This window comes from Caballeronia sp. KNU42, from assembly GCF_053760385.1.
The window spans coordinates 2,610,898-2,624,645 of record NZ_CM132388.1 but is presented as its reverse complement, the minus strand read 5'-3'; the positions used below and the strand labels follow the sequence as shown (position 1 = coordinate 2,624,645).

The 13,748-nt window shown below is 59.9% G+C and carries 13 protein-coding genes; 5 read left to right on the top strand and 8 right to left on the bottom strand.

Annotated elements, in window-relative coordinates; genetic code table 11:
- Positions 1–64 precede the first annotated feature (64 nt).
- The 3 genes from ACSOSP_RS11795 to ACSOSP_RS11785 all read left to right on the top strand — a co-directional run bounded on the left by ACSOSP_RS11795 (position 65) and on the right by ACSOSP_RS11785 (position 2,116).
- Complete coding sequence (locus ACSOSP_RS11795) at positions 65–943, top strand: NAD(P)-dependent oxidoreductase (protein WP_455306786.1); 879 nt, start codon at positions 65–67, stop codon at positions 941–943.
- A gap of 344 nt (positions 944–1,287) precedes the next feature.
- Complete coding sequence (locus tag ACSOSP_RS11790; RefSeq protein WP_455306784.1) at positions 1,288–1,740, top strand: hypothetical protein; 453 nt, start codon at positions 1,288–1,290, stop codon at positions 1,738–1,740.
- A 10-nt stretch (positions 1,741–1,750) separates the two neighbouring features.
- Positions 1,751–2,116 carry a response regulator gene (locus ACSOSP_RS11785; RefSeq protein ID WP_455306782.1) on the top strand — a complete coding sequence of 122 codons (366 nt, stop codon included), beginning with the start codon at positions 1,751–1,753 and terminating at the stop codon, positions 2,114–2,116.
- 166 nt (positions 2,117–2,282) lie between these two features.
- Here the strand turns inward: ACSOSP_RS11785 and ACSOSP_RS11780 are convergent, their stop codons facing one another.
- The 6 genes from ACSOSP_RS11780 to ACSOSP_RS11755 all read right to left on the bottom strand — a co-directional run bounded on the left by ACSOSP_RS11780 (position 2,283) and on the right by ACSOSP_RS11755 (position 8,890).
- Positions 2,283–3,119 carry an OmpW/AlkL family protein gene (locus ACSOSP_RS11780; protein ID WP_455306780.1) on the bottom strand — a complete coding sequence of 279 codons (837 nt, stop codon included), beginning with the start codon at positions 3,117–3,119 and terminating at the stop codon, positions 2,283–2,285.
- Positions 3,120–3,212: 93 nt separating this feature from the next.
- Positions 3,213–4,460 (bottom strand): DUF2957 domain-containing protein, encoded by a 1,248-nt coding sequence (locus ACSOSP_RS11775; protein WP_455306778.1) that lies wholly within the window; start codon positions 4,458–4,460, stop codon positions 3,213–3,215.
- 115 nt (positions 4,461–4,575) lie between these two features.
- Positions 4,576–6,027 (bottom strand): DUF2957 domain-containing protein, encoded by a 1,452-nt coding sequence (locus ACSOSP_RS11770; RefSeq protein WP_455306777.1) that lies wholly within the window; start codon positions 6,025–6,027, stop codon positions 4,576–4,578.
- Between the two features lie 502 nt (positions 6,028–6,529).
- Positions 6,530–7,483, bottom strand: a complete 954-nt coding sequence (argC, locus tag ACSOSP_RS11765; protein WP_455306775.1) for an N-acetyl-gamma-glutamyl-phosphate reductase — start codon at positions 7,481–7,483, stop codon at positions 6,530–6,532.
- Between the two features lie 149 nt (positions 7,484–7,632).
- Complete coding sequence (locus tag ACSOSP_RS11760) at positions 7,633–8,199, bottom strand: flavodoxin family protein (protein ID WP_455306773.1); 567 nt, start codon at positions 8,197–8,199, stop codon at positions 7,633–7,635.
- 163 nt (positions 8,200–8,362) lie between these two features.
- On the bottom strand, positions 8,363–8,890 hold the full coding sequence (locus ACSOSP_RS11755) for a YbhB/YbcL family Raf kinase inhibitor-like protein (RefSeq protein WP_455310934.1): 528 nt from the start codon (positions 8,888–8,890) through the stop codon (positions 8,363–8,365).
- A gap of 396 nt (positions 8,891–9,286) precedes the next feature.
- Here ACSOSP_RS11755 and ACSOSP_RS11750 point away from each other — a divergent pair, with 396 nt between their 5' ends.
- A complete protein-coding gene (locus ACSOSP_RS11750) occupies positions 9,287–9,991 on the top strand; it encodes a response regulator transcription factor (RefSeq protein ID WP_031360492.1) in 705 nt (234 codons plus the stop codon).
- 87 nt (positions 9,992–10,078) lie between these two features.
- Here the strand turns inward: ACSOSP_RS11750 and ACSOSP_RS11745 are convergent, their stop codons facing one another.
- Both ACSOSP_RS11745 and ACSOSP_RS11740 read right to left on the bottom strand, forming a co-directional pair.
- The gene (locus tag ACSOSP_RS11745; protein WP_031360493.1) at positions 10,079–10,765 is read right to left on the bottom strand and encodes an orotate phosphoribosyltransferase; all 687 of its coding nucleotides are present in this window, start codon (positions 10,763–10,765) and stop codon (positions 10,079–10,081) included.
- A 345-nt stretch (positions 10,766–11,110) separates the two neighbouring features.
- Positions 11,111–11,251: a hypothetical protein gene (locus tag ACSOSP_RS11740; protein ID WP_455306770.1), complete on the bottom strand. Its 141-nt coding sequence runs from the start codon at positions 11,249–11,251 to the stop codon at positions 11,111–11,113.
- A 39-nt stretch (positions 11,252–11,290) separates the two neighbouring features.
- Here ACSOSP_RS11740 and ACSOSP_RS11735 point away from each other — a divergent pair, with 39 nt between their 5' ends.
- The gene (locus ACSOSP_RS11735) at positions 11,291–13,579 is read left to right on the top strand and encodes an NADP-dependent malic enzyme (RefSeq protein ID WP_455306768.1); all 2,289 of its coding nucleotides are present in this window, start codon (positions 11,291–11,293) and stop codon (positions 13,577–13,579) included.
- Positions 13,580–13,748: the final 169 nt, after the last annotated feature.

Sequence of the window (13,748 nt, the reverse complement as noted above, 5' to 3'; positions counted from 1 at the left end):
GCTTCAATACTCCCGCTTTGGCGCGTATGAAGCGGGCTCATCGTGAGACCACTTGGAGAACAGTATGGACATCGGATTTATTGGACTCGGCAGCATGGGCGGCGCGATGGCGCTCAATGCATTGAAGGCAGGCCACACGGTACGCGTCTGGAACCGTTCGCCCGATGCCGCGAAACTCCTCGCCGAACAAGGCGCGCAAGTGGTGGCATCGGCGGATGAAGCGTTCGCGGGCGACGCTGTGTTCTCCATGCTCGCCGATGACTCCGCGCTACGCGCAGTGCTGCTCGACAGCGGCTTGCTCGAACGTGCGCCCAAGGGGCTCGTGCACGTGAACATGGCCACGATCTCCGTGGCGTTCTGCGAGGAACTGGTAAGCCTGCACGAGCGGCAAGGCGTGGCGTATGTTGCTGCGCCCGTGCTCGGGCGGGCGGACGTGGCGGCGGCAGGCAAGCTGAATATCGTGGCGGCCGGTCCGGATGACGCCATCGCCCGCGTGCAACCGGTCTTCGATGTCTTCGGCCAAAAAACATGGCGCGTAGGTACTGCACCGCAACACGCAAATGTGTTCAAGCTGGCGGCGAACTTCATGCTGGCATCGGCGATCGAAACAACTGCCGAGGCCGCGTCGCTGATGTCGGCACATGGCATCGATCAACACGGCTTCCTCGACTTGATCACGAACACGCTGTTCCCAGGTCCGGTTTATCAGGGCTATGGCCGGATGATCGCGGACAACCGCTACGAACCCGCGTTGTTCAAGGCGCGGCTCGGCCTGAAGGACGTGCGGCTTGCGCTCGCTGCCGGTGAAGCCGTGAACGTGGCGTTGCCGGTGGGAAGTGTGGTGCGCGACAACCTGATCGATGCTCTTGCCCAAGGCGATGGCGACAAGGACCTGGCTGTACTGGGAAAAGTCGCGGTGCGGCGCGCGGGAAAGAAAGTGTGATCAATACGGATTGATTTTTGCTCGGTGATAAAAGTAAAGCACGGAGTGAAGGCAGGATGCGGCGGCGTTGTATCGACGAAAATTAGCGCCAATGGAGTGGAACGTTCCCTATACTTGTCGCGCCGTTCGCTTCAGGTTCCGGAATGTTTCGAAGTTGACAGCATTCTGGATAGCATTCGGTGGCGCACATACGGACACACGCCGCCGGTGCAGGCTTTTAAAAGGTCTCATCGGCGACGAAACCGGCTGGGAAGCTGGTTTGGAAGTGACCGGGAAGCGAGCTTCCCGGTCGGCCTTCAGGCCAGCTTATAAAAAGACGAAGCGGAGACAGGACAGCGCCCACTATGAAAAGAACTCTCCGGGGTTTCATGTTCGTGTCGGCATCGGCGGGCCTTGCATGGGCTTGCCTGAGTACGCCTGCAGTCGCTCTCGCCGACGACACCCCCAATCCCTGCGATGCACTCAAGCGCATTGTGGCGGCAGCAGCTGATGGTTTCACTTCCTTGCGACCCGACGATGGCAAAGCTGTCGCGCAGCCTTATGGCCGCGACGCGCGGTGTGCGGTGAAAGCCAGCACTTACAGCTGTTTGTGGACGAAGGGAGCGGACGCCGGATCGGCGGCGGACGCTTTGCAGGGCGTGGCGGCGGACATCGCCGCGTGCTTGCCGGACGCTACTCACGATCAAAACTCGCCGGGTCGGCAGCATTTTTATATTGGGGCGCGGGGGCAGCGCACGCAGATTACTGCAACGACTGCTGGTGCAGGAAAGTTGACGCTCGCGGTGTCGGGCAAATGAGGGGGCAGTCGTGACCAAGCGTGTTCTCATAGCCGATGACGACGACGACGCCCTGAGTTGCCTCGCGAACTTGCTGACGGGGCTGGGTCATCAAGTGGCACAGGCGTCGTGCGGCGCCCAGGCACTCGAAGTCGCGCGGCAATTCGCACCGGAAGTGGTGATCCTGGATCTGGGCATGTCGCCAATGGACGGTCTTTCCGCCGCGCGCGCTTTGCGGACATTGCCTGACGGCCCGGCGATGCTGCTGGTTGCGCTAACCGGCTGGGGACAGCCGCAGCATCACGCAATGACGCAGGAAGCAGGTTTTGATATTCATCTGGTGAAACCTGTTTCCATCGATCAACTGGGCTTTATTCTGTCGATGACCCAGCCTTGATGTTGCGCCATCGCAACAAATCAACGTGGATCGACAGGGAGATGTTGCGCTGCACCAATGGTTTTGGTACAGTGGGGTTGTCTCCTCCATGTCTCCACTGATATGGATTCAGCCCGCCCATCTTAGGCGGGCTTTTTTTTATCCAGATTTTGCCCGCGCGACTTCCTTAGAACCGGTACGAAACCGCCAGGAACGTGATCAGCGGATTGGCGCTCAGCTTTGATTTCGTCGTAGCCAGTTCGGTCCCGTCAGCCGCCTTGATGATCAGCGACGACGTCGTCTTCAACGGAATGTAGGTTAGCGAAGCAATCAAACCCCAGTGCTTGTCGAAGTTATACGTCGCGCCAAGATTGAACACCGGCTGCCACGACGACGAAGCCTTCGCCTCCACCGACGTCGGCCCAGGCTTGCCCGCACCCGCCGCCAGCACCGCCCCAAGATTATTCTGCGTCGATTGCTCGAAACCGTTGGTGAGCTTGATGTTCGTGAAGAAGTTATACGACACACCGAGGCCTGCAAACGGCCGGAACGCAGAAGTCGGCGAGTTGAAGTAATACTGGAAAATCAGCGCCGGACTCCACTGCCGCACGCTCTTTACGATCGGGTTGGTCTGATCGAGGTTCTGGTTGCCAAGCGCGCCTGCGGGTCCCGGAGGTTGAATCGTGCCATGGCCATCGAGTTCGAACTCGGGCGGTACGCCACCCACGAACGTGGTCGCAATGTGATCGGTGAAAAAGTGCGTGAAGACGAGGCCGAATGTATCGGCGCTTTTCGTCGATAAACTCGTCCCCGCCGACGTGAATTCCGACGGCAAGCGCAGCGGCGTATTGATCGGCGTAGGCGCCACGTGCGTGGTCAGGGCATCGCTGGAATCCTGCGGCATGACGTGAAACCAGCCGAGTCCCACGACGTTATCGCCAGCACTTTGCGCATGCGCCGACAGCGACACGCACGCAGCTACCGCTACCGCCAACGGTTTTCCCGCAGCCAAAAGCTTTTTCATTTCGTCTCTCTTCGGTTACAGGCCGTCATGCGAACGCCGCACTTAACCCCCGCGTTGTTCGCATGCAGCCGTTCTTGATGGGCTGCTAGACGGTCACTGCACAAATGAGCCGATGGTGTAATACGGTGTCGTCGGGTCGCTCTGGTCGAGGTAGCCGAACACACCGCCGGAGAAGATGAACTTGCCGGTCGGCGTCGTGCCGGTCGCCGCACCCACGACCGTCGATGTCACCAGACCCGGAACGGCTTCCGTGTAATCCAGATTCAGCGCGCGCGACAACGCAACCTGCGACGGCTGGAACGGATCGATCAAGGTGGCCTGCGTGCCGCTGAGCGCCGTGGTGCGGTAATCGAAGGCGTTATCCACGCCGACGTATTCCCCATTCACCGATCCCGACGCCACGCTGGTCTGTGGCGACATCATCGAAATGCCGGATTCGTCGTCGGCAAACGGCGGAATGCCCGTGGTGATCGTGGCGTTCGCCGTGCCGGTACGCACGAGGATGGGCACGTTCTGGCCACGCAGCTTGCCCACGATCATGTAGCCCTTGCCGAGCGGTCCGGCGGCGAGCGTCGGGTTGCCTTGCCCGAGGAAGTTGTTCGTGACGAACGCGCCGCTGCCATCCGGCGATTGCGTGAAGTTCGATCCCGCCTGTTGGCACTTGCCGGCGTTCACACCGGTGTTGTCGCACTCTTGCCAGGTGCCATCGGCATTGATCGTGATCTTCGAATCGACAGAGAGTCGCGCGTAGTTTTGCGACGGAATCTCGTGATAGCCCAGTTGGTTATAGGTCCCGGCTACGTTGGCGAGATTGGTTTCCAGCGTCGAGAAACCGATGAACGGGTAGTACGGGAAGGTGCGGTCAGGTACCACGCCCTGGCCGAGAATCCCGCCGAACTGCAGCTCCTTGCCCGGAATCGTGCCGCCCGCCACCCCTTCGCCCACGAAGATGCGCGCGGGACGCGTCGGATCGAGCGTCGCGCCGTTCAACTGGTACGCGCACTGATTGAGCTTTTGCGTGGGCAAGCCGGTTTCCATCGTCAGCGTGCCGCTCTGCGACGTGCCGGCGCGGGTGGGGGAGACCGTGCCCGTGACCGCCGGGATCGGAGATTCCACGTAGGTCACTTGCCACGTGAGTTTGGTCGTGTCGAGTTGCAGCTTGACGAGTTCACCGCTGCCGCCGCCACCGGTGAACGTGGTCGTGTAGTCAAGCGACGCCGGGCACAGCCGGACGACCGGCGCCTGAGGCGCATCGCTGCCGCCACCGCAGCCGCCGAGGAGCGGCGTGACGCTGGTGACTGCCGCACCCATCGCACCCAACGCAAAAGTTCTCCATTTCATACTGCTGTCTCCGTCCACATTTGTTCGTTCGTGTTTCGTTGGCAGCCGGCGCGTGCCGGCTGCCCTGGTCTTGGGTGCTTGTGTGCTTCCGTGCGTTTTGTGTGCTCGGCAGTGCTTATTTGCTGAGCAGTGAGCCGATACCGAAGTACGGGCTCGCTGGGGTATCGGCGTTAGCGGACGTCGAGGTCAGGCCACCGTTCACCGTGCTGCCGGCAATGAAGATCCCGTACAGGCCGCCCGCCGAGATCAGCGCACCCTGGCCGCCGTTCTGGTCCTGCACGCCGATCAAGCCCGGCAACTGCTGCGCGTAGCTCATCCCGAAACCGGTCTCGGAAGCCTGCGTCGATGGATTGATGAACGAGCCCACCGGACCTTGCAGCAACGCGGCCGTGTACTTGAAGTTCGAATCCGCGCCGACATACCCGCCATCGAACGCGCCCGACTTGAGCGCCGTGTTCGGCGCGAGCATCGCAATGCCGGATTCATCGTCGACTTGCGCGGCCGATGTGTTCAGCGGCGTGAGCGGCGAGGGTACGAAGACCTGGCCCGTCCGCACGACGATCGGCACGATCGCGCCGTTGATCTTGCCGATCACCATGTTCGCGTTCGCCACTGCCGGGAACGTGAGCGCGCCGATAAGCGGCAACACGGGCGTCGAACGGTTGCCCTGCACTTGCGGGGCGACCGCGCTGGTGAAGTACGCGCCGCGGGCGTTCGCTGTCCACGCGCCGCCGGTTGTCTGGCAGGATGTATTCGATGCCGGTACCGGCACGCTGCAGTTGCCGGCGGCATCGAAGGATTCTTGCGCCTGGCTCGTGGTGGTCGAGTAGTTGTTCGATGGAACCAGGTGGTAAAGCAGCGCGTTATACGTCCCCTTCAGATCCGCGACGTTCGTGCTCACCGTCGAAAAACCGATGAACGGATAGAAGTCGAAATGACGGTTCGGCACCGGGAACAATTGCGGGAAACCGGGGATCGCATGGACCCCGTCAGCGGTCAGCGTCGCGCCGTTGTATTGCACGGTCGCGCCTGGAATGCCGCCGCCCGCCACACCCTGGCCGATAAAGATGGTCGGCGGGTTCGCCTGGTTGAACGCGGCGGCCGTGGTGTAGATCGAACCATCCGATGCCTGGCCGCCGCCCGGCGTCAGCACGAACGCGCATCGCGTTTGCTCGGCCGTGGGCAGCGTGCCTGCCGGCGGGTGCACCACGGCGCCGACAATCGTCGTGCCCTTGCGGGTCGGATTCACGGTGCCGGTGACGAGCGGGATTGGCGATTCAAGCCACTTCAGCGTGTATTTCATGTTCACGGCGTCGATGTTCAGACTCACGATCTCGCCGCTTCCTGCCCCGCCCAGATACGTGCTCGAGACAATGTCCGCATTAGCCGGGCACAGCGGCGCCGCACCCGCACCGACAGCCGGTGCGCCCTGCGTGCCACAACTCGCGCCGGAACATTGCGGCGTGTTGATCGGACCCGGGTTGTCGGCGTTACCGCCTCCGCAAGCAACAAACAACGGTGCGGTCGCAAGTGCGAGCGCGAGTCCTTTCGAAATGGCATACGGCATACCGCTGTCTCCCTGATCTAGTTTTTGCGCGTGTAATTTCGCTGTCGGCTTTTCGTGTGTCAACCGACTGAAACGTCTAATTCGACGATTCAAACGGAGGGTTTCCGTTTGCGCCTTGACTGATAAGGCGTGAACGGCGCATTGAAACAAAAGTTTTTCCGTAAGGTTGATTAGAGAAAATCTATTTCAACGCGAGGTCAAACGAAGAACGTTTAAGTGCGAAAGCGCGTAATCATCGACGAACGAACGTTCGTAAATAAATTAGGAGAATCCCTATGAAACCGCGGCGGAAGATCTATTTGACCTGCGTGGAATTTGCGAGGCGGAGATTTGAAAACTGGGCGCGAGGCGGTGATCGTGTGAATGGAAATAACGATGTAAAAGCGCGGCAGAAAATAATGCAGGCGTAAAAAAACCGGTTTCGCCCAATGGCGGAAACCGGTTTTTAGCCAAGTTGAGCGCTGGCTGGCGCGCTTAGCTTTTACTGGTGTCGATAGCTGGCTTAGCGCGCAAGCCCGGATTCTTCGTCGGCGCCGATCGCGAGGTTCATACACTGGATCGCTGCGCCCGACGCTCCCTTGCCGAGGTTATCCAGTCGGGAAACGGTGACGAATCGCTCGTCGTTGCCGAAGACGAACAGCTCGACCCGGTTGGTGTCGTTGCAAGCCTGGACGTCAAAGAAGCCATCGTCGAGATTGCTGTCCGCATTGAACGGCAACACGCGCACGAACGGTTCGTTCGCGTAGTACTCGGCAAACAATGCCTGTACGTCTTGCGGCTTGGCGGCGCGTGACAGTTGATTGGGCGAGAAGTACGTGGTGACGGCCAGGCCCTTCAGGAAGTTGCCGACAATGGGCGTGAACACCGGCGCGTGCTTCAGTCCCGAGCGCACCGCCATTTCGGGCAGATGTTTGTGCGTAAGCCCCAGCGCGTAAGGCCGCGGGCTGTCCAGCCGCGGATTTCCGCCCGCTTCATAGTCCGCGATCATCTTCTTGCCGCCGCCGCTGTAACCGGTGATGGAATACGCGTGTGCGGCGAAATCGGCGGAAACAAGACCGCCCGCCACCAACGGCTTCATTGCCAGCAGGAACGCCGACGCGTGGCAGCCCGGCACCGCGATGCGCTTCGCCGTGCGCAAACGCTCGCGCTGCGCCGGCATGAGTTCGGGAAGGCCGTATGCCCAGTCGTCGTGCGTGCGGAACGCCGTGCTGGCGTCGATCACGACGGTGCGGTGATTGTCCGCGTCCACCAGCGAAACCGATTCGCGCGAAGCGACGTCCGGCAGGCACAGGAACGTAACGTCCGACGCATTGATCAGCCGCCGCCGCTCCTCCACGTCCTTGCGCCGCGCGTCCTCGATACGCAACACCTCGACGTCACGCCGCTCGGACAGATATTCGAAAATCTTCAGGCCGGTGGTGCCTTCCTGTCCGTCGACAAATACTTTCGTGGTCATCTCGATCTCGCTGGGTCGGTCGCGCCCGGAGCTCATACGGGCCGGGCGCGGTCAAAACGCTATTTTAATGCGCTTCCGCGACAACGCGATGGCAATGCCGGGCACATCGGCCGATCGGCCTGAAAAACGTTGCAATGCCGCCGAAAACACTACTTCCCGGTCCAGCGCGCCGTCACGGCCGCGATCCTTGCACCGAACACCTTCGCCGTCTCCAGATCGCCGGGCGGCGGAGCTTCATCAGGTGACGCATCTGCCGGCGATTGCGTCAGCAAGCCCGAAAACCCACCGACGAAGTTCAGGTCGTTGCGCGTGGCCGCCTTCGTATTCGACGGCATCATGCCGGTGCCAGCCCAGATCATGCTGTGCTGCATCGCGAGCGTGATCAGGTAGGCAATGGTCGAATGCTTGTCGCCGTTCATGGTCGCCGAGTTGGTGAACCCGGCCGCGACCTTGTCCTTCCACGATTGCGCGAACCACGGTTTGGAGCTGGCATCGGCGAATTTCTTGAAGTCCGCTGACGGACCGCCCATATACGTGGGTGCGCCGAAGATGATGGCGTCGGCAGCGTCGAGCTCGGCCCAGCCGGCGTCGTCCAGGTCGCCGACAGCGAGCAGTTTCGCCTCCGCGCCGGCGTCGATCGTCCCGGCCAGCACGGCCTCGGCGGCTTTTTTCGTATGGCCGTAGCCGCTGTGATAAACGATAACGATTTTTGGCATTTCATTCCCCGTTTGCGACAGAAAGCCGCGGGTTGCGCAAGATCAACCGGGACCATGCGTCTTCGCGCTAATTTGGCCGGCTGCAAAAAAACGGCGCCGGTGACAGTTCACGGGCGAGTCTAGCAAAGCCAAATTCGACCTGCCGGCGCGGTATAAACGCGGTTCACCGCCCGTAGGTGACGACGAGTTGCGCACTGGCGATGGTCGTAGTTCGAATTTCGTGCTCGAACATGAGCGCCGGGCTACTCTGGCGCAGGCGCAAGTCGCTGCTGCTGAGCGCGTAGACCGTGACGACGTAGTGATGCGGTTTGCCCGGCGGCGGGCAAGGGCCCGCGTAACCGTCGATATCGAAGTCATTGCGCGCTTCCACTGCGCCCATTTTGCGCAGGATGCCCGAGGCGCTTGCGTTCGACGGCAACTGCGAGACGCTGGCAGGAATGCCCGCTACGGCCCAGTGCCACCAGCCGCGGCCGGGCGCGTCGGGGTCGAAGACGGTGATCGCGAAACTTTGCGTGGCAGCAGGCGCGCCGTGCCACGATAGCTGCGGCGAACGGTTGCCTCCTTTGCAGTCGTTCTGTTCGAAGACGAGCGTGAGCGGCATCGGCTGGTTCGGACGAAGGTCGGTACTTGTCAGGGTGAAAGGCGCTGTGGCGATAACTTCAGCGACCGCACGCGGCGCATTTGATACCATCGCGGCGCAGAAAACCGGTAGCAGCACCGCGCGGCGGAAATTCCGCAACCTGATGACAGGCCGCTCAACAGCGCGGTACACAGCACAAACCACAAGCCCGATCCCCAAGCGCATGGTGCAAATTCTCCGGTCACGGGTGGGGCCAAATCTGGCGTTTCACCCACTGTAACGATGTATTTTGTCTCAGAAATTGGCTTAGCGCTGGATTCAAGTTTAACATCGCGGGAAAGGACAAAATTTTTCAAATGTTCAAAACGAGACTCCGCAAGGGTCAACACCGTGACTTCGGGCTTAGCCGCAGTTTCGCTCTCCCGGCTGAAGGGCCAATGTAATGAGTAGGAGCACATTGCCTATAATGCGCGAGGGATTTGTTCATTTACGAGCGAGGGGAAAATAATGGGTCAACGGATAAAAGTCATTATCGCCGATGACCATCCTGTCATTCTGTTTGGCGCCGCGCAGGCGCTATTGAAGTTTCCCGAGATCGAAGTGATTGGGCAAGCGCGTCAATCGACGGAATTGATTCAGCTTCTGCAAAAATCGCCCTGCGACGTGGTCGTGTCCGACCTTGCCATGCCGGGGGGACAATTTGGCGACGGCATGCCATTGCTGGGTTATATCGGCCGTCAATTTCCGACGGTGCGCATCGTCGTGCTGACCATGCTGGAAAATCCCGCCCTCCTGAAACGCTTGCGTGAGGTGGGTGTGACGGCCGTGATCAATAAGTCTGACGATTTGAGCCACATTGGACTGGCCATCGTTCACGTGATGCGCGGGCAGGAATACATTGGACCGTCGGTGCGTCTGGCGCTCGACAGCATGGGGTTGTCGGCGAGTGGCCAGCAGCGTGACGTGGTGTTGTCGAAGCGGGAACTGGAAGTGGTGCGTTTATTCGTGTCCGGCATGACGATTACTGAAATTGCCGCGCAGTTAAAACGCAGTATTAAAACAATCAGCACGCAAAAGAATACCGCCATGCGCAAGCTGGGAATTGAACGGGATTCTGAATTGTTTCAATACGCCCAGAGTAACGGCTTATTGAATCTTTCGGCTTATGTGGGCGATGGAAATCTTGATGACGCCATTCCCGTGAATACGTAATATTCGTTATTGTTGTTGCATGAAAAAGCCGCTCGTATATAGAAACGAGCGGCTTTTTTTATTACACAAAAATTGACAATTTGGCGGCTATTGCGGTGATGCCGTCACGCCGCCGTGCGCCGCGGACCACTGTGCCGGCGCGTGCAGGAATTTCTCGACTTCATCCAGCGTCTTTGTCTCGAAATAGCCCGCTTCCTTCGCGACGCGCAACACATCCCACCACGTAGCGAGCGCGTGCAATTCCACGTCGATATCTTTCAATACCGAGACGCTTTCCTTGAAGATGTTGTAGTGAAACAGCACGAAGCAGTGATTCACCTTCGCGCCGGCCGTGCGCAGCGCGTTGATGAAATTGATCTTGCTGCGGCTGTCGGTAGTCAGGTCTTCCACCAGCAGAACGCGCTGGCCTTCGGTCAGCAATCCTTCAATTTGCGCATTCCGGCCGAAACCCTTCGGCTTCTTGCGGACATATTGCATGGGCACCATCAGCCGATCGGACAGCCAGGCGGCAAACGGGATACCCGCCGTTTCACCGCCTGCGACCGCGTCGATTTGCTCATAGCCGATATCGCGCAGGATCGTGGTCTCGGCCATCTCCATCAGGGCGCGGCGAACGCGCGGATACGAGATCAGCTTGCGGCAGTCGATATAGACCGGGCTCGCCCATCCTGACGTGAAAATGTACGGTTTGTCCGCATTGAAATGCACGGCTTGCACCTCGAGCAGCATCTTGGCGGTGGTGTCGGAGATCGTCTGGCGGTCGAAGCCTGTCATGGGCGAATCCTTGCGGTTTTGGGTTGGCGCCTGGCGCCCGTTGTGATCGGCCATCAAGCGACGGCGGCCAATGGCGCCTGGCGCAGCGGTAGGGTCCGGTCGAGCAAATGCCGACGGCGTTCGATGCGCGCGTAGGCCGGGATTTTACCCGACAGACAAGACACGGACGTAACGGGAAACCCCGCTTCGTTGCCGGATTTGTCATGTGAATTCAAGGCGTGCCAAAGAATCGATGCAAGCGTTTTCGCACGCTCACGCGTCGTTTCTGCCGGAAATGGTGCTGCGCGTCATCTTTAACGCACGGTGTACACTATTTATCCCCGAAAAATGCCAAGGCCATGTGTTTCACTTCGGCGCCCGCGCGCTTGTCTGCGATGCGCGCAGCCATTGCGAAGCGTCTTCAAGACTAGTCGGGCGGACAAGATGCACTTGATTCGTCACGAGATTTGATCGTCCCGCACGCAGTTCCCACGCTTTCCTTTTCATTGATTTTCCAACTCTTTTCCTAAACGTCTCAGGCCAATCATGGACGAACAACTGAAGCTCAGCGCCCTCGCCTATCACCAGTATCCGAAGCCCGGCAAGATCTCGGTCACGCCGACCAAGCCCTTGTACAACCAGTTGGATTTGTCGCTGGCGTACTCGCCGGGCGTGGCCGCTGCCTGCATGGCAATCTTCGACGACCCGCTCGATGCCCAGAAATACACCTCGCGCGGCAATCTTGTCGGCGTGGTGACGAACGGCACGGCTGTGCTCGGTCTCGGGAATATCGGGCCGCTCGCCGCCAAGCCGGTGATGGAAGGCAAGGGCTGTCTCTTCAAGAAGTTCGCGGGCATCGACGTGTTTGACATCGAGCTCGCGGAGACCGATCCGGACAAACTCGTCGAAGCCATCGCGATGCTCGAGCCCACGCTCGGCGGGATCAACCTCGAAGACATCAAGGCGCCGGAATGCTTCTACATAGAGAAGAAGCTGCGCGAGCGCATGAAAATCCCCGTCTTCCACGATGACCAGCATGGCACGGCGATCATTGCATCGGCGGCGATTCTCAACGGCCTGAAAGTGGTCGGCAAGAAGCTGGACGAAGTGAAGCTGGTTTGTTCCGGCGCGGGCGCGGCGGCAATTGCGTGTCTCGATTTGCTCGTCCATCTGGGCTTGAACAAAGCCAACGTCCTGGTCTGCGATTCCAAAGGCGTGATCTACGAAGGACGCGGCAACCTGGATCCGTCGAAGGAACGGTACGCGGCGAATACGACCGACCGCACGCTCGCCGATGCCATCGACAAAGCCGACGTGTTCCTAGGCTGCTCAAGCGCGGGCGTGCTCAAGCCGGAAATGGTCAAGGTCATGGGAACGCAGCCGCTGATCCTGGCGCTTGCCAATCCCGAGCCGGAAATCCGTCCGGAGGAAGCGAAGAAGGTGCGCCCGGACGCGATCATCGCGACTGGCCGTTCGGACTATCCGAATCAGGTCAACAACGTGCTGTGTTTCCCGTTCATCTTCCGCGGCGCGCTGGATGTGGGCGCGACCACGATCACCGAAGAGATGAAGCTCGCGTGCGTGCGCGCGATCGCGGAACTGGCCGAAGAGACCGATCAAGGTGATGAAGTTGCCAAAGCCTATGAAGGCCATTCGCTCGAATTCGGCCCGGAGTACCTGATTCCGAAGCCATTCGACCCGCGTTTGATCATCAAGATCGCGCCGGCTGTTGCTCAGGCCGCGATGGATTCGGGCGTGGCGACGCGGCCGATTCACGACATGGACGCGTATCGCGAGGAACTGGCCACGACGGTTTATCGCACGGGCATGGTGATGCGGCCGGTGTTCGCGGCGGCCAAATCGGCGCCGGCGCGCATTGTGTTCGCCGAGGGCGAAGACGAGCGCGTGCTGCGCGCCGCGCAATTCGTGCTGCTGGAGAAGATCGCGAAGCCCATCATCATCGGGCGGCCGGCGGTGGTGGAAATGCGTCTGCAGAAGATGGGCTCGAAGCTCAAGCCCGGCACCGATTTCGAGATAGTGAATCCGGAAGACGATCCGCGTTACCAGAAGTGTTGGCAGGAGTATCACCACATCGCTGCACGCGAGGGCGTGACGCCGGACAACGCGAAGGCCGCGCTGCGCAAGTTCAACACGTTGATCGGCGCGCTGCTGGTGCGTCTGGGCGATGCGGACGGCATGATCTGCGGCATGATCGATACGTATCACGACCATCTCAAATTTATCGAGCAGGTCTTGGGGAAGGCTGAGGGCGTTGAGAACTTCGCTGCGATGAACCTGCTGATGCTGCAGGGGCGCAACCTCTTCATCAGCGATACATACGTCAACGAGGTCCCGACGCCCACGCAACTCGCCGATATGACGATCCTGGCGGCGCGCGAAATCGAGAAATTCGGGATTGCGCCGAAGGTCGCGTTGTTGTCGAATTCGAACTTTGGCAGCGTGCCGACGGCTTCATCGAAGCGCATGGCCGAGGCTCGCAAGCTGATCGCCGAGCGTGCGCCGGACCTGGAAGTCGATGGTGAGATGCACGGCGATGCGGCCTTGTCGGAGGCCGTGCGCAAGGCCGCGATGCCCGGGTCGACGCTGACCGGCGAAGCGAATCTGCTAATCATGCCGAACGTGGAAGCGGCGAATATCACGTACAACCTGTTGAAGATGGTGAGTGGTGAAGGCGTGACGGTCGGGCCGTTTTTGCTGGGTGCGGACAAGCCGGTGCACATTCTTACGCCGGCCGCGACCGTGCGACGGATCATTAACATGACGGCGGTGGCGTCGGCGAATGCGCGACTCGAAGCGGCGAGGAACGTAGCGTAATCCACAAAATTATTACGACATCCTGAAGAATTGATGTAGCGTTACCGAGGCTCGTGTGAAGCGGCGACTGGGTTTACCCTGTCGCCGTTTTTTTATGTACGACTGTGCCTGTAACCCAAATGCGCTAAAAAAGCTTAGTGATTTTTTATTGAGATGAACAAAGGTGTGG